Here is a 20883-nt window from a genome sequence, read left to right on the forward strand (position 1 = left end):
TTTACGGCATCGCCCTTCAAAGCTGTACTGCGTCGTTCCTACTGCCCTGCCCTGTCGCCGGTCATTTGCCCATGCAGCGGATGGACATCAACGCCGCGTGCAACAAATCCCAGCCAGCCTTCCGGCCAGCCCGCCGACAGCGTTGCCAGCACCTGTTCGGCTTGCCTCCGTGTCGTGCAGTGTGCGAACACACAAGCCCCCGACCCGGACATCCGCACATTCTGCCCGCCGACTTCCTCGCCGAGAAGCCGGATCGCCTGCGCCACTGCCGCGTATTTCATCGCGGCTACGGGCTGGAGATCATTGCGGCCAAAAAGTCGTTGCTGAGCAGCAGCCTCAGCAAAGTCCGCTATTTTGCAAGGTTCGGTATTTCGTGTCAATTCCGGCGCGGCGAAAATAAGCGGGGTCGGCACCGACACGCCGGGCGCGACGACGACGTAGGCTGCCGCTGGCAGCGACACCGCCTGCAGCTGTTCGCCAACGCCTTCGGCAAACGCAGAGCGACCGAACACGAACACCGGCACATCGGCGCCCAGCTGCAGCCCGAGCGCCTGCAGACGCTCCCGTCGAAGATCAAGGCGCCACAGGTGATTCAGCGCGATCAGCACGGTGGCGGCATCCGAGCTGCCACCGCCCAGTCCGCCGCCCATCGGCAGGCGCTTGTCCAGTTCGATGTCCACCCCTTGAGTGCAGCCGGTTTCCACCTGCAGAAGTCGCGCGGCGCGCACGCACAGATCGTTTTCCGCAGCGACACCCTCCAGCGGCTTGACGCGGCGGATGTCGCCATCGGTGCGCGGCGCAAAGCGCAGTCGGTCTCCGAAGTCGAGAAAGCGGAAGGCGGTCTGCAGCAGGTGGTAACCATCGGGCCGGCGACCGACCACATGCAGGAACAGGTTGATCTTGGCCGGTGCATCGAGCCAGACACCCCAATCGACTGCGTGGGTCTCGGCAACATTCATCGGGTGGCGCTCATTTCACCGGACTCCACCCGTCGATCAGCAGCCGGAATGAATGTTCGCCGTCACTCGCTTCGATCAGTCGCGGCAGCGCGTCCGCACTGTCGTCTTCGTACCGGACGAATTCAACCCGCCAGCCGCGTTCCGTCAGGGCGGCTATGCGACCGGCCGCGTCACGCGACATGACCGATGCACCGCCCGGCCGCCCGGTGACCCAGTAGGCGGCACCCGTCAGCGGAATGTCGGCCCCGAACGCGGCACGCGCCAGTTCGTCCAGCGTGGCCGCGCGGGTGACGCGCTGGCCGTCATCGACCAGACGAACGCCGCTGGCGTCCCGCGTCAGCTGGGCCAGCACCTTGCCGAGCGGACCATTGATCTGAAGCTCGTCGCGATCCTGCGCGTGCTGCCAGTCGAGGCTCGCAGAGGCGGACTGGTCCGGCCCCTTCACGACGAAGCGCCCGCTGAGGGAAAACGCAGCGGCGCGTTCGTCCCGCGCCATGCTGCGGATCAGCCCATGTTCATCGAGACTGACCGGCGGCCGGGTTGCGCATGCCGAAAGGGTCGCTGCGCACGCGGCAACGAGCGCCATACCGACTGCAGATCTCACGGAACGAAGCGCTTGATCGTCGATTCGAGCGCTGCGTTGTCAGGGTACTGGGCAGCCACTGCACGCCAGAGTTTCACGGCATCTTCCTTCTGCCCCAGCAGCCATTTCACTTCCCCGAGATGGGCGGCGATTTCCGGATCCGGGCGGATCGAGAATGCGCGTTCAAGGTAGGTCAGCGCGCCATTCAGGTCGCCGCGCCGGAACATGACCCAGCCCATGCTGTCGAGAATGAACGGGTCGTCGGGCGCAAGTTCCAGCCCCTTGGCAATAAGCGTCTGCGCTTCGTCCAGCCGGGTGTTGCGCTCGGCCAGCGAATAGCCGAGCGCGTTGTAGGCATGCGCATGATCCGGCTTCACTTCGATCAGTCTGCGCAGCCGCTGTTCGGCAACCTCGATACGGTTGTCGCGTTCGGCCAGCATGGCGGTTTCGTACAACAGTTCAGGCTGATCCGGTTCCGCTGCCAGCGCCGCCTCGAGCACCGCCTCGGCTTCTTCGCCGCGGTTGGCATCGCGCAACAACTGGAATTCGAGCATGGCCGAACGCGACTTGCTGCCGCCGGGCCGGTCGGCCAGCTGGCGCAGGTGGGCGCGCGCATCCTCGATGCGGCCCATGCGACTGAGCAGAAGCACATAACGTCCTTGCGCGCCCAGGTAGTGGTCGCCTTGGCCGACCTGCTGGTACCAGTTCAGCGCGTCTTCGTTCTCCTTCAGCTCTTCGGCCAGCTGCGCGAGGTAGAGCTTGACCAGGTTCGGATCCTGGTAGCGCATGCCAAGCAGCTTGGTGAAGTAACCCTGGGCACCCTTGTAGTCCTGGGTCTGCATCGCCAGCACACCGACGGCAAACACCACATCTGCATTGTCCGGCGCACCGCCGAGCAGTATCTCGAACTGCTTGCGCGCACCCGCGTAGTTGCGTTCTGCCACCAGCAGGCGGGCGAACTGCATGCGGACTTCGCGCGCATCCGGATAGCGCTTGAGGTGCTGCTCCATCAGCTTGCGCGCAGCGAGCTGATCTGACTCGGCTGTGGCCTGGGCGCGCAACAGCAGTCCGGCTTCCCATTCCGGCCGGAGTTCGTTGGCGCGGATGGCCGATTCGAGCGCACGCTTGGGCTCGCGCGCGACCATGGCCGCCTGCGCGCGGGCGAAGTGCGCTTCAGGCAGCGTGAGATAGGGTTCGGTCAGCCGCTCGACCATGCGCATGGCTTCAGCCTTGTCGCTGAGGCGGCCGAGCACCCGGTTGAGCCGGAGCAGGCTCTCGCCGATCTGCGAACCTTCCTGCGCGAGCAGCGCGACCAGCTGTGGTTCGAGCTCCTGCGGCCGGTTGGCATTGACCAGCAGGCCGGACAGCATCTGCCGGGCCTGCACCGACTCCGGATCAAGTTCCAACCAGAGCTGGGCCGCCTGCAGCGCCACTTCGCTCTGCCGGCTGAAGGCGGCGATCTCGGCCGCGCGCTTGGCGATGCGCGGATCGCGCGTCGACTGCGCCAGATCCATGTAGGCAGATGCCGAAAGCCCCAGTTCGCCGCGCTGGGCCGCGACCTCGCCCAGCAGCAGCTGGTAAGTGATCTGGCGCGTCAGTTCGACGTCGGGAAGCGGCGGAACACGGAGCGCGACAACAACCGGTTCGGGTTGTTCGGCGACTGCGGCCGTGGCTGACGGCTTGCCGCCGGTCTGGGCGCAGGCGCCTAGCAGAAGCGGAAGTACAAGTGCGAGCAGCAGGGGGCGGGTTGTCATGGGCAGAATCGCCTGGTGGGTTCAGAGTACGCTTGCACGGTTAAGGCCTTGGAGTACGCCGACCGGAAATCGTTGCAGCCCCCGGCGCGTGATGGTATTCCAAATCCCGATTGGCCGTCGCGCACCTGTCTGTCGTTTCATGCCTGAACTTCCCGAAGTCGAAATCACACGTCGTGGCATCGCCGGCCCGCTGACCGGCCACCGGATCGATGCCTGCACCATCCGCAACGGTGCACTGCGCTGGCCGGTGCCCGCCCATCTCGCTGAATCCCTGCCCGGACAGACGCTGCGCGACATCGACCGGCGCGCCAAATACCTGCTGCTGCGGCTCGACCGCGGCACATTGATCATTCATCTCGGCATGTCCGGCAGTCTGCGTGTGCTACCGAGCGGCACGCCCGCCGAAAAGCATGACCATATCGATATCGTATTCGGTGACGCCACGCTGCGCCTGCGCGACCCGCGACGTTTTGGCGCCATGCTGTGGCACGACGGGCCGGACGCGCTGCATCCGCTGCTGGCCCATCTCGGGCCGGAGCCGCTGGGCGCCGATTTCAGCGCCGGAGCGCTGGCGGGTGCTCTGGCGCATCGACGCTGTGCAATCAAACTGGCCATCATGGACAGCGCCGTCGTGGTCGGCGTCGGCAACATCTATGCTTCGGAAAGCCTGTTCCGGGCGCGTATCCGGCCCGGCAAGGCAGCGCACCGGCTGACCGGGCCGCAGGTCGCCAGGCTGGCGGACGAAATCCGCCACACACTGCGCGACGCGCTGGCCGCCGGCGGCAGTACGCTGCGCGACTTCCTGCACACGGACGGCCAGCCGGGATACTTCCAGCAAAGTTATTTCGTCTACGGCCGGGATGGCGAGGCCTGCCGAGTGTGTGGAACCGCTATCCGCAGCCGTCGTATCGGCAGCCGATCGACCTTCTTCTGCACCACCTGCCAGAGATAGCGCGCGCCACGTGTGCTAGATTGCCAAGTGATTGAGTGGAGCGCGCAATGAGCATGCAGGAAGAATTATCGGTCTATGGCAGCTGGCGCACGCGCGTCGAGCAGACCATTGTCCGTATCCGCGGCTGGCTCTTCGAAAGCAACCTGAGCGACGCCCACAACGATCAGTGCATCGAACAGTTGTTGCTCAAACTGCGCGACGACCGGCTGGTCGTGGCCTTCGTTGCCGAGTTTTCACGCGGCAAGTCCGAACTGATCAATGCCATCTTCTTCGGTGACCAGGGCGCGCGCGTGCTGCCGTCCAGTTCCGGCCGCACCACCATGTGCCCGACTGAGCTGATGTACGACCCGGTGCGCCCGGCCTGCATCGAGCTGTTGCCGATCGAAACCCGTCGCGGCACCACCACCGTGTCCGATCTGAAAACCCAGCCCGGTGCATGGAGACGCCTGCCGCTGGACACGACGTCGGCAGCATCGATGCAGCAGGTGCTCGGCCGGGTCAGCGAACAGCGCAAGGTCGCGATCGGCGAAGCAGAGCAGCTAGGGTTCCGCATCGACCTGAGCGGCGAAAACGGCCTGCAGCCGGACGCGAACGGCATGGTTGATGTGCCGGCCTGGCGACATGCAGTGATCAACATGCCGCACCCGCTGCTGCGCCAGGGCCTGGTCATCCTCGATACGCCCGGTCTGAACGCCATCGGTGCCGAACCGGAACTGACGCTGTCGCTGCTGCCCTCGGCGCACGCGGTACTGTTCGTGCTGGGCATGGACACCGGCGTGACGCAGAGCGATCTGTCGGTCTGGAAAACTCATGTCACCGCGGCGGGCGGCTCACGCCAGGGCAGGTTGGCCGTGCTCAACAAGATGGACAGCCTGTGGGACGGGCTGCGTTCCGAAGCACAGATCGACGCGGAAATCGGGCGCCAGATCGAGTCCTGCGCGGCGACGCTCGACCTGCCGGCAAACCGGGTGTTTCCGGTATCCGCCCAGAAGGGCCTGCTGGCGCGCATCCAGCGCGATGGCACACTGCTGGCGCGCAGCCGTCTTCCGCAACTGGAGCGCGCGCTGGTCGAAGACCTGCTTCCGGCCAAGCGCGACATCGTCGGCGCAGCGGTCGAACATGACGCGGGCGGCCTGCTCGCCCGCACGCACGACATGCTGATCGGCCAGAAAAAGGCGGTGGATGATCAGTTGGCGGAGTTCTCCGACTTGCGCGGCAAGAACCGCGGTGTCATCCAGTACATGCTGAAGCGGGTACGTGCCGAGAAGGAGGAGTTCGAGCGCGGCCTGGAGCGCTTCTACGCAACGCGCAACGTGTTTTCGTCGCAGACCAATACCCTCTTTGCCCATCTGGGCATGGACGCGCTGCGCAGCCGCACGGCACAGACCCGCGAGCAGATGGAAAAGGCCAACTTTTCACTGCAGTTGCGCGATGCGATGAATGCCTTCTTCGGCGATGTGCGGGGCAGCCTGCAGAAGTCAGCAGTCAGCATCGATGAAATTTTCCGGATGATGGAAGCGATGTACCAGCGCTTTTCCTCCGAACATGACCTGCGGCTCGGCGTACCGGTGCCGTTTTCGGTCCAGCGCTACGAAAAGGACATCACACGGCTCGAAAAGGCCTTCCACCAGCAGTTCAACACGTGGCTGAACATGCTCACGACGGAAAAGCGACAGCTTACGCAGCGCTTTTTCGAAACGGTGGCGGTGCAGGTGCGCAAGCACATGGAGGTGGTGAATCGCGATGTCGAGCACTGGCTGCGCGCCATCATGGCGCCGCTGGAAAATCAGGTGCGCGAGCATCAGAAGCAGCTGAAGCGTCGCCTGGAGAGCGTGAAGCGCATCCATGAAGCCACCGACACGCTGGAAGACCGGATCGAGGAGCTACGCCAGAACGGTGTGGCGATCGATAACCAGATCGAGGAATTGGCTCGGCTGCGCGCCGCGCTGGATGCAGCGCTGAAGGCTGCGGTGATACGCGAGATGGACGCCGCCGCCTGAGGCGTGAGCGTTCAGGCCTTGACGGCCGTGAGTATGTGGTACTTCGTCATCAACTGATCGTGCGTTTCCTTGTGGTCCGGGTCGAGTGGAATGCAATCGACCGGACACACCTGCTGACACTGCGGTTCGTCGAAATGGCCGACGCACTCGGTGCATTTTCCCGGATCGATCACATAGATTTCCTCGCCCTGCGAAATCGCCCCGTTCGGGCATTCCGGCTCGCACACATCGCAGTTGATGCATTCGTCGGTAATGATCAAAGCCAATTCAGTTGCCTCCACTCACTGCAGCCAGCCTGGCGCTGATGCGCGCCAGAACCGAAGGCTGCACAAACTTGCTGACATCGCCGCCCAGTGAGGCGATTTCGCGCACCATCGTGGCCGAGATGAACATGTACTGGTCGGCCGGCGTCAGGAATACCGTTTCGACGTCGGCCCGCAGCGAGCGGTTCATTCCTGCCATCTGGAATTCGTACTCGAAGTCCGACACCGCGCGCAGTCCTCGCACGATGATGCGCGCATCGCAGGTCGCGAGGAAGTCCATCAGCAGACAGGAAAACCCGCGCACTTCGACATTCTCATAAGGCGCAAGAATCTCGCGCGCCATGTCGACACGTTCATCGGTTTCGAAAAACGGCCGCTTGGAACGGCTTTCGGCGACGCCGACAATGACCCGATCGAACATTTCCGCCGCGCGCCGCACAAGATCCTCATGACCACGGGTGATCGGGTCGAATGTTCCGGGGTAAACCGCAATGGTGCCGTTCATGTTCGTTCCAGCAACTGGTAATGGACTTGCCCGGCCTGCCCTTCTCGCGTCATGCGGAAGTCGCCAAGCAGCGGCACTGGATGTTCCGCCTCGCAATAGATCACCGCGCCTTCCGCAGCCAGTGCATCGAGATGCGGGGCCAGCCTGTCGAGCAGGCCGAGCCCGTAGGGCGGATCGAGGAACAGCACATCGAACTTCCGGGGCGGATCAAGCACGAATGTTAGCGCATCGCCCCGCACCAGTTTGACCTCGGGTGCCGGCAACTGATCTATTGCGTCGCGCAGGCGGGCAAAGGCGCGCGCGTCGCGCTCGACCAGGGTGACCGATTCGGCGCCGCGCGACGCCGCTTCGAAACCGAGTACGCCGGACCCTGCGAACAGGTCCAGACAGTGCTGACCGCTCAGGTCTTGCCCGAGCCAGTTGAACAGGCGCTCGCGGACCGCGTCCGGCGTGGGCCTGAGGCCGGGCACGCCCGCCACGGGCAGCAGGCGGCTGCGCCACCGGCCGCCGATGATGCGAATGCGTGACATGGCCGCAATTCTAACCGCGGGGGCGTCTCCTGCTGGTCGTATCACCCCGGAAGAGCTGCCACCACCGGGCGCAGATGCGCATTCGCATCCACGATAGATGTCCGTCAATCACCCGCGACAATCACCCGCACGATATTGTCAGCCGACAAGCGGCGCTGGAAAGCGTCTTTCACCTGAGCCGCGGTCACCGCTTCGGCGCGCTCGGGAAACTTCTTCAGCCAGTCGAGCGGCAGGCCATAGAAGCCGATGACGGCCAGACTGTCGAGCAGCTTGCGATTGCTGTCCAGGCGCAGCGAGAAGCCATCGACCAGATTGCGTTTGGCGGCCCGCAACTCGTCTTCGGTCGGTCCCTGGTCGATGAAGGCCGCCAGCGTTTCATCGACCACTTTAAGCGCGGCGGCGGCCTGGCTGCGCTCGGTCTGCAGACCGATCTGGAAGGGTCCGAGCTGGCGCTGCGGATTGAAATAGCTGTAGACGCTGTACGCATAGCCGCGCTTTTCGCGTACTTCCTTGGTCAGCCGCGACACGAATCCGCCACCACCCAGGATGTAGTTGCCGACCTGAAGCGGAAAGAAATCCAGGTCGCCGCGCTGCAATGCCGGCTGACCGACGAAGATGTGACTCTGGTTGGCCGGATGGGCGATATTTTCGGTCTTCGCCTGCGGCAGCGTCACCGCAGGAATTGGCGCAAGCGGCTCACCCTGAGGCAGATCCCCGGTCAGTTGCACGGCAATCGCTTCTGCCTGCTCGCGGGTGACGTCACCGACGATCGACACGACAGCGCGCGGCGCGACGTAGTGCGTGCGGTAGTGCGCCACCAGGTCATCGCGACTTATCGCGGTGACCGATTCGATGGTCGGCGTGCTGCCATAGGGATGGTCGCCATACATCGCACGGGCGAAGCGCTTGCTGCCGATTGCGTCCGGCTTGGTGTCCGCCTCGCGCAGACCGGAAATGGCGCGCGCCTTTTCGCGCTCCAGCACGGCAGCCGGAAACTCGGGCTGCGTCAGCAGGGTGTGCAGCAGTGCGAGCGACCCTTCGCGTTCGCGGGCACTTGAGAGCGTGCGCAGCGACAGGCCGGCACGATCGTTGTCGGCCACGCCGCCCAACTGGGCGCCCAGATCGGTGAATCGCTCGGCCAGCGTGTCTTCGTCCAGACCGCCCGCTCCGGTGTCGAACAGGCTTTGCGTCATCGACGCGACGCCGCTCTTGCCTGCGGGATCGCGCGCTGCACCGGCGTCGAAATCGACCTGCACGTCCAGAATCGGCAGCACACGGCTTTCGACGAAGTACACCCGGGCGCCGTTGGGCGCCACCCAATGCTGGATGTCGACGTTTGCGGCGGCCGGCATTGCGGCGGCAACCGCGACGAACATGAAGGCAAGGCGCGTCAGCGCGTTGCGGAAATATGGATTCATCCGTTTCCCCTGCTTGAAATCGGTGGGCACGCTCAGTGACGCAGGCCGGCGGGCTTGGCACGCGGCTTGGCGTTCGGATCGAGCGGCTGCGGGTCGAGCACCGCGACGGTCAGCGTGTCGTCGCCGAAATATTTCTGCGCCACGGCCTGCACTTCGGCTGCAGTGACGGTACGCAGCTTGTCGAGCATGCGGTCGCCATCGCGCCAGTGGTAGCCGGCCGCCTCGAGACGGCCGATTTCCATCGCCTGCACGTACGTGGAATCGCGCTTGTAGACCTGCGACGCAATGGTCTGGGTCTTGATGCGTTCGAGTTCTGCATCCGACACGCCCTCATCCGCGATGCGCTCGATTTCCGCCCGCAGCGACGCTTCGAGCTCTTGCACGGTCCTGCCTTTGGCCGGGGCGCCGCCGAGCACGAAAGTGGCTTCACCACGTGATGTCGAGTCGTAGTAAGCGCCCACTTCGGTCGCGATCTGGCTGCCGCGCACCAGGTTGCGCGACAGGCGCGAGGCTGCGTGGCCGTCGAGGATGCCGGCCAGCACGTCGAGCGCATAGGGCTCGCGATCATTCTCTACATCGGCCAGCCGCGGCGCCTTCCACGCCATCAGCAGCTGCGGCACCTCGGCCGGTGCCTTGACGACGACACGCCGCTGACCGGTCTGCACCGGTTCGGCGGTCGCCTTGCGCACCGGCAAGGGCTGACTTTTCATCTTGCCGTACTGTTTCCTGACCTGTTCGAACACTTTCTTGTGGTCGACATCGCCCACCACCACGACGTAGGCGTTGTTCGGGGCGTACCAGCGCCGGTACCACTCGCGTGCGTCATCCGCGCGCATCTTCTCGAGGTCGTTCATCCAGCCGATGATGGGCCGGCGGTACGGATGCGCGGTGAAGGTGCTGGCCATCAATTGCTCGTACAACTGCGACTGCGGCTTGTCGTCGGTACGCAGCCGGCGTTCCTCCATGACCACCTTCAGTTCGCGACCGAATTCCTCGTCGGTGATGACCACGTTGCGCATGCGGTCGGCTTCCAGTTCGATCATGCGCGGCAACGCGGCCGCCGGCACGCGCTGGAAATAGGCGGTGTAGTCCTGGCTGGTGAAGGCATTGTCGCTGCCACCGGCACGGGCGACGATTTCATTGAATTCGCCCGCCTTCAGCTTCTTCGTGCCCTTGAACATCATGTGCTCGAGTACATGCGCCACGCCGGTGGTGCCGTCGTGTTCGTCCATCGCCCCGACGCGATACCACACCATGTGCACCGCCACCGGTGCCCGCCGGTCTTCCTTGACGATGACGCGCAGGCCGTTCGCAAGGGTGGTCTCGTACGGGTTGGCAAGCACCGGATGCGCCACCAGCGCGCATGCCGCCAGAGCGCTGCACAGCGCGATACCACGGGAAAAACGGCGCAAATCCATCTGATACACTCTCCGGCAGTAAATGTGAGCGCGGCGAAATCCGCCTTCACGCCTCTGTTCCAAAGCCTTGCGCAAGTCGCAAGGTGTTCCAGTGACCGTCTCCCACATGTTTGGTTTCTTCAAGAAAGACAAAGCCGCCGCGCCCGACGCCAGCGATGCCGTACCGGCCGCGCCTGACGTGGTCGCGGCGCAGGATAGCGCGCCTGCCGCCGACGCGCCGAAATTGTCGTGGGCGCAGCGGCTGCGCGCCGGGCTGTCGCGCACGCGTGCCCAGATCGGTGGCCAGCTCAATGCGCTGTTCCTGCGTACCAAGGTCGATGACGAGCTGCTGGAAGAGCTGGAAACCCTGCTGATCACGTCCGACGTGGGCATGGATGCCACCACCCATCTGCTCGACCGGCTGCGCGACCGCGTGAAACGCGAACGCATCGAAGAACCGGCGAAGTTGCGTGACGTGCTGCGCGAGGAACTGACCCGCCTGATCGCGCCGCTCGAGAAGCCGCTCGATGTGGACGCGCACAAGCCCTTCATCATCATGATTGCCGGCGTGAACGGCGCCGGCAAGACCACGTCGATCGGCAAACTGGCCAAGCATTTCCAGTCACAGGGCAAGAGCGTGTTGCTGGCTGCCGGCGACACCTTCCGCGCCGCCGCGAGAGAACAGCTCGAAACCTGGGGGGCACGCAACAACGTTGCGGTGATCGCGCAGGATTCCGGTGATCCGGCCGCCGTGGTGTTCGACGCGGTCAACGCCGCCCGCGCACGCGGCATCGACATCGTGCTGGCGGATACCGCCGGTCGCCTGCCCACCCAGCTGCACCTGATGGAGGAGATCGCCAAGGTGAAGCGGGTCATTGCCAAGGCGGATCCGACCGGGCCGCACGAGGTGCTGCTGGTGCTCGACGGCAATATCGGCCAGAACGCACTGGCGCAGGTGAAGGCCTTCGACGCCGCCATCGGCGTGACCGGGCTGATCATGACCAAGCTCGATGGCACGGCGCGCGGCGGCGTCATCGCGGCCATCGCGAAACAGCACGCACCGTCGCGTCCGATCGCGCTGCGCTACATCGGCGTTGGTGAAGGCCTGGACGATCTGCAGCCGTTCAATGCGGCGGAATTCGTCGATGCCCTGTTCGAACCGCCAAGATCCCTCTGATCGCAGCCCGAGCCCACACCGCATGATCCGTTTCGCTCAGGTCACCAAACGCTATCCGGGCGGTCACACCGCGCTCGACCAGCTGGACTGCGACATCGCGCGCGGTGAAATGGTAGTGGTGAGCGGCCATTCCGGCGCCGGCAAGAGCACGCTGCTGCGCCTGCTCGCCGTGCTCGAACGACCGACCGAAGGCAAGGTTCTGGTGGGTGGCGAGGATGTGTCGGCGCTCAAGCGCGCCGCCCTGCCCTACTGGCGCCGGTCGATCGGCCTCGTGATGCAGGATCAGCGCCTGCTGTTCGACCGCAGCGCCTTCGACAACGTCCTGCTGCCGCTTTCGATCAGCAGCCATCCATCGCGCGAAGCGACCAACCGGGTGCGCGCCGCACTGGAACGCGTCGGGCTGTCCGGACGCGAAAAATCGATGCCGGTCGAGCTGTCGGGCGGCGAACAGCAGCGCCTGACCATCGCCCGCGCCATCGTGAACCGGCCGCAGATCCTGCTCGCCGACGAACCGACCGCCCACCTCGACGACGCCTACGCGCGCGACATCGCCGAGCTGTTCCGCTCATTCAACGAAGCCGGCGTCACCATGCTGCTGACCACGCACGACGACGCGCTGTTCGCACGCTACGCACCGCGCAAGCTGGTACTTGCCCAGGGGCGGCTGCAGTGAGGTGGCTGCGCCTGCAATTGCGCGCCGGGCTGCGCGCGGCGCGCCAGATGGCCCGCCAGCCATTCAACACGTTGCTGGCGGCGCTGGTGGTCGGCATCGCGGCGGCGTTGCCCGCCACCGGCTACATGCTTCTCGGCAATCTGCAGCGACTGGCCGGCAACGTCAGCGCCGCGCCGGAAATTTCCGTATTCATGCAGCCGGGCGCGAACGCCGACGCGGTCCGGACCGCCGACCAGCGTATCCGCGGCCTGGCGAAAGAAGCGAAGGTCGAACTGGTGTCACGCGACGCGGCACTGAAGCGATTCCGCGACAACGACGCTCTGGCCGAAATCCTCGACGCACTCCCCGACAACCCGTTTGCGGATGCTTTCGTGATCCGGCTGGACTCGGCCGATGCCGCCCGGCTGGAAACGCTACGCACCGAATTTTCCAAGCTGCCTGAAGTCGATCACGTGCAGCTCGACTCCGCGTGGGCGAAACGGCTCGACGCGCTGATTGCGCTGGGCCAGCAGGCGGTGACGATGCTGGGTGTCGTGCTCGGCCTCGGTCTGGTCGCCGTCACCTTCAACACGATCCGGCTGCAACTGCTGACGCAGCGAGACGAGATCGAGGTCAGTCGCCTGCTCGGCGCCACCGACGCCTGGATACGCCGCCCCTTCCACTGGTTCGGCGCACTGCAGGGTCTGCTCGGTGGCGCACTCGCCGGCGTGCTCGCCCTGCTTGCGACGCGCGCATTGGCCGGGCCGGTGGCCGAAATTGCCGGTCTGTACAGCCTTGAATTCGTGCTGCGGCCGCTCGCGCCGGCGCACTGGGCTGCGCTGCTTGCACTGTGTGCGGCGCTCGGCTGGCTCGGTGCCAGCGCCTCGGTACGCCGCCATCTGTCGCGCATCGCCTGAGCGGGCTGTCGTGCGTCTCGCGCTCGCTGTTCTGCTCGGCCTGATCGTTGCCCCCGCCTGCGCGGTACTCCCGGCGCCGGTATTGCAGGCGCTGCGCGCTGCCGACATTCCCGCAACGTCGATTTCGGTCATGGTGCAGTCAGTGGACGGCGGGCCCGCACGCATCAGCCATCGCGCCAAGGTCGCGATGAACCCGGCCTCGGTGATGAAGCTGGTCACCACCTACGCCGCGCTCGACAGTTTCGGCCCGGCCTACAGCTGGCGCACCGACGCGCTGATGACCGGCCGGCTGGCCGACGGCGTGCTCGATGGCGACCTCGTGCTGCGCGGCGGCGGCGACCCGGCGCTCAGCATCGAACAGTTCTGGTTGCTGCTGCGCGACCTGCGGGCACGCGGCGTGCGCGACATCCGCGGCGACGTGATCACCGACCGCTCGGCCTTCGCGCCGACGCGACACGACCCGGGCGCCTTCGACAACGAACCGCTGGCCGCCTACAACGTCGGCCCCGACGCACTGTTGCTGGCACACAACGCGCTGCGTGTGCGCCTGCTGCCACAGGCCGGTGGCGCTCCCGCGCTGTGGGCCGAACCCCCGCTCGATGGCGTGCAGATCGACAACCGCGTGCAACTGGTCGAAGGCGAATGCGGCGACTGGAAGGACAGCCTGACTGCGAAAGTCCTGCCGGCCGCGGACCGCAGCACGCTCACGCTGCAGATCACCGGCCGCTTCGCTCGACCATGCGGCGAACGCATATGGAACATCGCACCGCTGCCGGCCGACGAGTTCTTTGCCCGCGCCCTGCGCGCGATGTGGGCCGAACTGGGCGGGCGGATCACCGGACGGGTGCGCGACGGCACAACGCCGCCGAACGCGCTGCCACTGGCCGGCATCGATTCGCCGCCGCTGGCGCAGGTGATCCGCGACATCAACAAATACAGCAACAACGTGATGGCACGGCAGCTTTTCCTGACGCTCGGCAGCGGCGCCGGCACCCCGGCAGACACCGCGGCTGCCGAGGTCGCCGTGCGCGCCTGGGCAACACGGCGCGGTCTGGCGCTGCCCAGTCTGGTGCTGGACAACGGCTCCGGGCTGTCACGCAGCGAGCGCCTGTCGGCCGCCGACATGGCTGCGCTGCTGCGCCACGCCTGGGGGAGCAGTGTCATGCCGGAATTCGTGTCGTCGATGCCTGTGCTGTCGGTCGACGGCACGCTGCGCCGGCGACTGCGCAATTCGCCGGCCAGCGGTCAGGCGCATCTGAAGACCGGATCGCTGTCCGATACGCGATCGATCGCCGGCTATGTGCTCGACCGCAACGGCCAGCGCGTGCTGATGGTGGCCTGGCTCAATCACCCGAATGCGGGTCGCGCACAGCCGGTTCTGGAAGCCCTGCTCGAATGGGTGTGGGCGGGTAACCGGCAGTCCTTCCCGGTTACCGAATGAGGCCCATCGACGATCCGTCCGCAGGCGCGGCGGAAGGTGGTCGCAGTCCGGATCACCACGGTGGCCGTCCAGTCGCGCCGCCGGCCTGAGCCTGCGCGCTGACTGTCGTCCCGATCTGCCGTGGCAACCCGGTCTGCGTTCGGGTGACGTTCAGGAGCCGCGCAGGCCCTGACGCAATGAAGTCTGCAACGCGGACGTTTCGCGGTGCAGCGCCATCAGGCGTTCCGACAGCGCAAGGAGGTAGTCTTCCATCATGCGCGATAGTTCGCGCACCGACTGGTTGGGCGACCCGGCCATGGCACGGCTGGCGTCTATCTGATTCTGCAGGTCGCGCAGCACCGCCTGTTTTTCAGGCGGGCAGGTACTGATGAATTTTTCGATCACACGCCGTCTCTCCGCGAAGTAGGTCTGTGGATCGGACTGCGCAAGATCCTTCCAGACGTCAAAATCGAAGTCCTCTGCTTCTTCCGACACTCAATATCCTCCGCCGAATCCGGTTTCCAAGTCGATGAATGACTCGATCACTGACGGCGATTGGAACACAAGGGTCGCGGACTTAACGCGGGAGGGTTTCACGGGCGGCGACCAGGCGGGCGGCCTGTTCGACGCCTTGATAGGCGAGCTGGCCCGACAGATCGGGACACAGTGCATCGGTATTCACCATGTCGAGCGTGGTCTGCACCCAGGCGCGCACTTCCTGGGCGCGCATGAAGAGGCCACGCGCGTCGGCTTCGGCGGCTTCATCGGCCAGACTCAGGGCCGTCACCATGGCTTCGTTGCCGAGCATTTCGATCGATGCCATCAGACGCATGATTTCTGCGTGATGCGCTTGCACGCTCGCTGCCGGCAGCAAGGCTGCCGCGGGAAACGGGGACGAAATCGGCTGGATGAGAGTTGCTTCGGCCATGATGAGGCTCCTTCGTCGTTCGATGGACGGATTACCGTTGGTATCTGTTTATCGACCGCAAAGACCCACTCTTTAGGGTCAGAAACTCCTGCCGGCAAATCCGCTCCAATCCATTGAAGCAAAAAGAAAAAGCCCGCCCCATCCAGCGATGGGGCGGGCTTTCCGGCGATATCGGCCGATTTATTTCTATCAGGCCGCGAGTGAAACCGGGCTGATCAGACTGGACCGCGACACGCCGCGCGAGTCGCCAAGCGAGCCGAGCAGTTCCTTCATGTCGAGGATCAGCACGATCTGGCCGTTCGACAACGTCGTCACGCCCGCCACGCCCTTCGGACGGAAATCGTCCAGGCTCTTGATCACGGCGTCCTCGCGACCGGCGAAGTTGTCGATCGCCAGGATGAAGGACGATTCGGCGGTCTGCATCAGTACGCCGTACTGCGGCAGGTTCTTCTGCGGCCAGCCGAGGAGGCGGGCCAGCGGCAGCACCGGCATGACCTCACCGCGTACCACCATGGTCGCGCGGCCGCCGACTTCCTGGATGTCCTGTGGCTGGATCGGCAGGATTTCGCGCACCATCGACAGCGGCACGGCGAAGTGCTGTTCGGCCAGACGCACCAGCAACACCGGCAGGATGGCCAGCGTCAGCGGCAGCGAAATCACGAAGGTCGTGCCCTTGCCCTGGATAGACCGGATTTCGATCGACCCGTTGAGCTTCTGGATATTCGTCTTCACGACGTCCATGCCGACACCGCGACCCGATACATCCGACACCGTCGCTGCGGTCGAGAAACCTGGCAGGAACACCAGGTTCAGGCTTGCGCGCTCGTCCAGCGTATTGGCTTCCTCGTCGGTGATCAGGCCCTTTTCGAGCGCTTTGGCACGCAGCCGTTCGGCATTCATGCCGCGGCCGTCGTCGGCCACCATGATCACGATGTGGTCGCCTTCCTGACGCGCCTCGAGTCGCACCACCGACTTGCCTGGCTTGCCCTGCGCGATGCGCTCCTCCGGCGTTTCCACGCCATGATCGACGGCATTGCGGATCAGGTGGATGATCGGATCGGACAGATCCTCGATCATCGTCTTGTCGATTTCGGTCTCTTCGCCGACCAGCGCAAGCTCCACATCCTTGCCCAGATTGCGGGCGAGATCGCGGGCGATGCGCGGATATTTCTGGAACAGGCGGCCGATCGGCTGCATGCGGGTCTTCATTACCGCGTTCTGCAGATCGGACACCAGCAGATCGAGCTGGCTCACGGCCGCATCAAGCGCATGCAGCGTTTCGCTGTCGTTCTTGCCGGCCAGGATGTCCGCGCGCAGCGAGGTCAGGCGATTCTTGGTCAGGCCGATTTCGCCCGACAGATTGAGCACCTGGTCGAGGCGCGAGGTATCGACCCGGATCGAGTTCTCACGACCCTTTTCAGCGTCGCGGCGGCCGGTCGGTGCCGGCGTGCCGGGACGATCGGCGGCCCGGCGGCCGAACGCGGCATTGACCACCGCAGCGACATCGCCATCATTGGCCGATCGCGCTGCAGCCGGTTCGGGCACCGCTTGCGGCGCCACCGGTACGATACCCGTCACCGCCTGGTGCAGGGTGCTCCAGTCCGGCTCGACGCCCCGCGGGGCCGCTTGAGCGGGGGGTGCTTCGACGCTTGCGCTTGCTGCGGCAACCACATCGAGCTCGCCCGCCAGTGCAGCACGCAGGCGCGTCATCACCCCGGCGTCGGCGGCAGCCGGCAGCATGCCGCGCTCCAGGGCACCGAACATGTCGCGCACGATGCCGGTCGCGTCGAGAATGACATCCATCAGCTGTGGCGTGATGGCCATTTCGCCATTGCGCAGTTTGTCAAACAGGTTTTCGGTCAGATGACAGAGCGCGACCAGTTCGGACGCATTCAGGAAGCCGGCGCCACCCTTGATGGTGTGGAAGCCGCGAAAAATCTCGTTCAGCAGACTGCGGTCACCGGGCGTCTTTTCGAGATCGACCAGTTTGTTGTCCACGCCGGACAGCAGGTCGGTCGCCTCGACCAGAAAGTCCTGCAGCAGATCTTCCATGCCCTGAAAGTCACTCATCGTTCGCTCCTGTGGCGGGCAGCGCATTCGACGCACCGCTCGCCCTACTGCTCCTGTTGTTCCGGCTCCACGGATGGCTGGCACCCGTTCGACCGACCCGTTCGTCCGCGCTGACCGAACGCTGTGTCACGACTGTCCTGCTGCTGCCTGTGATCAGAAGCCGAGACTTTCGAGCAGATCGTCCACCTGCTCCTGGCTGGTCACCACATCCTCGCGTCCTTCAGCCGACACGACCGGACCGTTCAGCAGGCTTTCCGGCGTGCTGGCCCGCTTTTCGGCCGGCATGGCTTCGATCAGCACCTGCAGCAATCCGCTTTCCAGCTTTTGCGACATTTCGACGATTTTCTTGATCACCTGTCCGGTCAGATCCTGAAAATCCTGGGCCATCATGATTTCATTCAGCTGCGCCCGGGTATCGCGGGCAAAGGCCGGCACGTCGCCGAGAAAACCGCGGGTTTCTGCCGCCAGCGCCTTGAATTCGTCGACCGAAAGTTCGTTCCGGTACAGCTTCTCCCAGCGGTCGTGCAACGTGCTGGAACGCTTTTCGACATCGTCCTGCAGCGGTATCGCGATATCCGTCGCGTTGAGCACGCGGCTCGCCGCGCTCTCCGTCATCTGCGCGATATAGGTCAGGCGGCTGCGCGCATCAGGCATCTGGGTCGCGACGTCTTCCAGCGCATGGTCGTACCCCAGTTCGCGCAGCGTGTCGTGCAACTGGCGCGCGAGGTGGCCCACCTTGTTGAACACATTGTCGCAGCTGTGTTCGTCAACATCGCCGGGCGTGAGTGCCGCGCCGGCCGGTGCCGAGTAGTCGTCCGATACGGAATCGAACAGGGCTTCCAGATCGGCGCTGTCGCCGCTGCTGTTTGCGGCTTCCGGCACCACTTCGAGCCGCACCTTCTGCGGCGTCTCGGATGCGATGCTGTCGAACAGCGCCTGCAGGTCGTCGGAATCGCCGGTTTCGTCAAGCTTCATCTTCTTCACAATGTCATCTCCCGATGCTCGCTCAGGCGGCCTTCTGGTTCATCTTTTCGAAGATCTTGGTCAGCTTCTCACCCAGGGTGCCGGCGGTGAAAGGCTTCACGATGTAGCCCGAAGCGCCTGCCTGGGCGGCTTCGATGATGTTTTCCTTCTTGGCTTCGGCCGTGATCATCAGGACCGGCAGTCCTTTCAGGGCAGCGTCGGCACGAATGGCACGCAGCAGCTCAATGCCGGTCATGTTCGGCATGTTCCAGTCGGTGACGACGAAATCGAAATCGGACGACTTCAGCTTCTGCAGCGCGATGACGCCGTCCTCGGCTTCATCGACATTGGTGAATCCGAGTTCCTTCAACAGATTGCGCACGATGCGGCGCATGGTCGAAAAGTCGTCGACAACGAGAAACTTCATCTTGGGATCTGACATGGCCTACCTCTCTCAGGCTTTATGGGCTTGCAGCAACGGACGCAGCGTATCGGCCAGCACTTCGGCGTCGAACTTCGCCACGTAGGCATCAACACCGACGCTCTTGCCCATTGCACGGTTTGCTTCCGACGACAGCGACGAGTGCATCACCACCGGTATATCGACGAATCGGGGATCGTTCTTGATGTGTCGAGTCAGCACATAACCATCCATCTCGGGCATCTCCGCATCGACCAGTATCAGGTCGATCTCGTCCGTCAGCGGCTGGCCGGTCTGCGTGGTGTGCGCAGCCATGCCCTGCAGGCGCGCCCACGCTTCGGCGCCGTTGGTGGCGTGCTTGTGGCGGATGCTGAGCTTGTCCAGCACTTCGGCGATCTTCTTGCGGGCCACCGCAGAGTCATCGACGAAGAACACGTTCGGGTCGTAATTGCCGCCCAAAGGCGGAATCTCGCCGACGATGGCGTCGCCGAAGGTACCGGCCAGGATGCTTTCCACGTCGAGGATGGACACCAGCCGGCCATCGTCGAGTTCGGTGATCGCGGTGATGTAGAGCTGCTCACTGGTGACGACCGACTCGGGCGCGCGCACGCGGTCCCAGTCGACACGGATGATGCGATCCACCTCATGCACCAGAAAGCCCAGCGTACGCTTGCTGTACTCGGTCACCATCATCGCGCCACCCATGCCTTCGGGCGCGTCGGTCAGGTTCATGATGCGTGCCAGCGACAACACGGGAATGACGTTTCCACGCAGCGAAATCAGACCTTCGACGCCAGCCGGCATGTTCGGTGTCGGCGTGACGATGGGCGTGCTGCTGACCTCGCGCACCTTGAACACATTGATGCCGAACAGCTCATGCGTGCCGAGCGAAAACAGCAGGATTTCCATCTTGTTCGAGCCCGCCAGCTTGGTGCGGGCGTCCACCTGCTCGAGCAGGTTGTGATCGGGTCTGTCCATCGTGTTGTCTCCGGTCTTGTTCAGGCAGCCACGCGATCCATGCCCTTGCTGCGGCGGATCAGGCGGGTGATTGTTTCGGCGAGGCGCTGTGCCTCGAACTTGGACACATACTCATCGACGCCCACCGATCGGCCCAGCTGCTGGTTGGAGCCCGACGACAGCGACGAGTGCATGACCACCGGAATACCGGCGAAGCGCGGGTCGGCCTTGATGTTCTTGGTCAGGATGTAGCCGTCCATCTCCGGCATCTCGACGTCGGTCAGGATCATGCTGATCAGTTCATTCACCTTGCGGCCGCTGGAATCGGCGTAGCTGGCAACCTTCAGAAGTTCGGCCCACATCTGGCCGCCGTTGATGGCGCTGACGTAACGCACACCCATCAGGTCCAGCGTGCGCGTGATCTGGGTGCGGGCCACCGGGGAGTCATCGCAGAAGAAAACCGTTGCGTCTTCGATGTCGAGCGGCTTGATATCCTTGAAGGCGAGATCGTTGTCGATATCCGCCGTTTCCGACAGGATCTTCTCAACGTCCAACATCATGACCAGACGGTTGTCCGCGAGCTCGGTCACTGCGGTCACGAGACCGCCGAGATTGGCGGTCAGCATGGCCGGCGGCACGCGCATCTGCGACCAGTCCAGCCGCAGGATGGTATCGACCGACTCGACCAGGAAACCCTGGGTGTGGCCGTTGTATTCGGTCACGATCATCACGTCGCGCGGCGTGTCGCTCGGGAACTGGGCAAACTTGGCCAGATCGACCACCGGTACCAGCGCGCCGCGCAGACTGACCATGCCTTCGACGGCATTCGGCATTTCCGGCGCGGCCGTGATGTTGGGGGTACGCATCACCTCGCGCACCTTGAACACATTGATGCCGAATGTCTCGCGTCGCCCGGTGCGTATATCCACACCGAGCGAAAACATCAGTATTTCGAGCTTGTTGGTACCCGCAAGCTTGGTGCGGGCATCGATATTCTTGAGTAACTCTGACATGTCG

General features: G+C 64.4%; 21 protein-coding genes. 6 read left to right on the forward strand and 15 right to left on the reverse strand.

The window, feature by feature from the left end:
- Positions 1-38 precede the first annotated feature (38 nt).
- Genes ispE through NMQ14_RS10775 form a run of 3 tightly spaced genes read right to left on the reverse strand, consistent with a single transcriptional unit; the run spans position 39 to position 3296 of the window.
- Positions 39-959 (reverse strand): 4-(cytidine 5'-diphospho)-2-C-methyl-D-erythritol kinase, encoded by a 921-nt coding sequence (ispE, locus tag NMQ14_RS10765; protein ID WP_257095940.1) that lies wholly within the window; start codon positions 957-959, stop codon positions 39-41.
- Positions 960-969: 10 nt separating this feature from the next.
- A complete protein-coding gene (gene lolB, locus NMQ14_RS10770; RefSeq protein WP_257095942.1) occupies positions 970-1545 on the reverse strand; it encodes a lipoprotein insertase outer membrane protein LolB in 576 nt (191 codons plus the stop codon).
- 14 nt (positions 1546-1559) lie between these two features.
- Entirely contained in the window at positions 1560-3296 is a 1737-nt protein-coding gene (locus NMQ14_RS10775; protein WP_257095944.1) for a tetratricopeptide repeat protein, read from the reverse strand.
- A gap of 139 nt (positions 3297-3435) precedes the next feature.
- Between NMQ14_RS10775 and mutM the strand changes: the two genes are divergently transcribed.
- Positions 3436-4248, forward strand: coding sequence for a bifunctional DNA-formamidopyrimidine glycosylase/DNA-(apurinic or apyrimidinic site) lyase (gene mutM, locus NMQ14_RS10780; RefSeq protein WP_257095946.1), 813 nt, complete (start codon positions 3436-3438; stop codon positions 4246-4248).
- A 47-nt stretch (positions 4249-4295) separates the two neighbouring features.
- A complete protein-coding gene (locus NMQ14_RS10785) occupies positions 4296-6248 on the forward strand; it encodes a dynamin family protein (protein WP_257095948.1) in 1953 nt (650 codons plus the stop codon).
- 11 nt (positions 6249-6259) lie between these two features.
- On the opposite strand, the gene NMQ14_RS10790 is transcribed toward NMQ14_RS10785, so the two are convergent.
- The 5 genes from NMQ14_RS10790 to NMQ14_RS10810 all read right to left on the reverse strand — a co-directional run bounded on the left by NMQ14_RS10790 (position 6260) and on the right by NMQ14_RS10810 (position 10382).
- Positions 6260-6514, reverse strand: coding sequence for a YfhL family 4Fe-4S dicluster ferredoxin (locus NMQ14_RS10790; RefSeq protein WP_257095950.1), 255 nt, complete (start codon positions 6512-6514; stop codon positions 6260-6262).
- A 1-nt stretch (position 6515) separates the two neighbouring features.
- Positions 6516-7016: a pantetheine-phosphate adenylyltransferase gene (coaD, locus tag NMQ14_RS10795; RefSeq protein WP_257095953.1), complete on the reverse strand. Its 501-nt coding sequence runs from the start codon at positions 7014-7016 to the stop codon at positions 6516-6518.
- Entirely contained in the window at positions 7013-7546 is a 534-nt protein-coding gene (gene rsmD, locus NMQ14_RS10800; RefSeq protein WP_257095954.1) for a 16S rRNA (guanine(966)-N(2))-methyltransferase RsmD, read from the reverse strand. Before rsmD ends, coaD begins: the two co-directional genes overlap by 4 nt.
- A gap of 104 nt (positions 7547-7650) precedes the next feature.
- Positions 7651-8964 carry a pitrilysin family protein gene (locus NMQ14_RS10805; RefSeq protein WP_257095956.1) on the reverse strand — a complete coding sequence of 438 codons (1314 nt, stop codon included), beginning with the start codon at positions 8962-8964 and terminating at the stop codon, positions 7651-7653.
- A gap of 32 nt (positions 8965-8996) precedes the next feature.
- Positions 8997-10382 (reverse strand): pitrilysin family protein, encoded by a 1386-nt coding sequence (locus NMQ14_RS10810; protein WP_257095958.1) that lies wholly within the window; start codon positions 10380-10382, stop codon positions 8997-8999.
- Positions 10383-10488: 106 nt separating this feature from the next.
- Here NMQ14_RS10810 and ftsY point away from each other — a divergent pair, with 106 nt between their 5' ends.
- From ftsY to dacB, 4 genes are read left to right on the forward strand one after another with little or no spacing between them, the layout of a single operon-like run.
- Positions 10489-11538, forward strand: coding sequence for a signal recognition particle-docking protein FtsY (gene ftsY, locus NMQ14_RS10815; RefSeq protein WP_257096014.1), 1050 nt, complete (start codon positions 10489-10491; stop codon positions 11536-11538).
- Positions 11539-11560: 22 nt separating this feature from the next.
- A complete protein-coding gene (locus NMQ14_RS10820) occupies positions 11561-12211 on the forward strand; it encodes a cell division ATP-binding protein FtsE (RefSeq protein ID WP_257095959.1) in 651 nt (216 codons plus the stop codon).
- A complete protein-coding gene (ftsX, locus tag NMQ14_RS10825; protein ID WP_257095962.1) occupies positions 12208-13107 on the forward strand; it encodes a permease-like cell division protein FtsX in 900 nt (299 codons plus the stop codon). Before NMQ14_RS10820 ends, ftsX begins: the two co-directional genes overlap by 4 nt.
- Before the next feature lie 10 nt (positions 13108-13117).
- Positions 13118-14548 carry a D-alanyl-D-alanine carboxypeptidase/D-alanyl-D-alanine-endopeptidase gene (gene dacB, locus NMQ14_RS10830; protein ID WP_257095964.1) on the forward strand — a complete coding sequence of 477 codons (1431 nt, stop codon included), beginning with the start codon at positions 13118-13120 and terminating at the stop codon, positions 14546-14548.
- Between the two features lie 150 nt (positions 14549-14698).
- Here the strand turns inward: dacB and NMQ14_RS10835 are convergent, their stop codons facing one another.
- The 7 genes from NMQ14_RS10835 to NMQ14_RS10865 form a co-directional block, all read right to left on the reverse strand.
- Entirely contained in the window at positions 14699-15022 is a 324-nt protein-coding gene (locus tag NMQ14_RS10835) for a DUF3135 domain-containing protein (RefSeq protein ID WP_257082392.1), read from the reverse strand.
- An 82-nt stretch (positions 15023-15104) separates the two neighbouring features.
- Positions 15105-15455: a hypothetical protein gene (locus tag NMQ14_RS10840; RefSeq protein WP_257095967.1), complete on the reverse strand. Its 351-nt coding sequence runs from the start codon at positions 15453-15455 to the stop codon at positions 15105-15107.
- Between the two features lie 189 nt (positions 15456-15644).
- Positions 15645-17507, reverse strand: coding sequence for a chemotaxis protein CheA (locus NMQ14_RS10845; RefSeq protein ID WP_257096016.1), 1863 nt, complete (start codon positions 17505-17507; stop codon positions 15645-15647).
- A 171-nt stretch (positions 17508-17678) separates the two neighbouring features.
- A complete protein-coding gene (gene cheZ / locus NMQ14_RS10850) occupies positions 17679-18509 on the reverse strand; it encodes a protein phosphatase CheZ (protein ID WP_257095969.1) in 831 nt (276 codons plus the stop codon).
- Between the two features lie 22 nt (positions 18510-18531).
- On the reverse strand, positions 18532-18930 hold the full coding sequence (gene cheY / locus NMQ14_RS10855) for a chemotaxis response regulator CheY (RefSeq protein ID WP_257095971.1): 399 nt from the start codon (positions 18928-18930) through the stop codon (positions 18532-18534).
- A gap of 12 nt (positions 18931-18942) precedes the next feature.
- Positions 18943-19887, reverse strand: a complete 945-nt coding sequence (locus NMQ14_RS10860; RefSeq protein WP_257095973.1) for a chemotaxis protein — start codon at positions 19885-19887, stop codon at positions 18943-18945.
- A gap of 20 nt (positions 19888-19907) precedes the next feature.
- Positions 19908-20879, reverse strand: a complete 972-nt coding sequence (locus NMQ14_RS10865) for a chemotaxis protein (protein ID WP_257095975.1) — start codon at positions 20877-20879, stop codon at positions 19908-19910.
- Between the last annotated feature and the right edge of the window lie 4 nt (positions 20880-20883).

This window comes from Methyloversatilis sp. XJ19-13, assembly GCF_024580155.1.
GTDB lineage: Bacteria > Pseudomonadota > Gammaproteobacteria > Burkholderiales > Rhodocyclaceae > Methyloversatilis.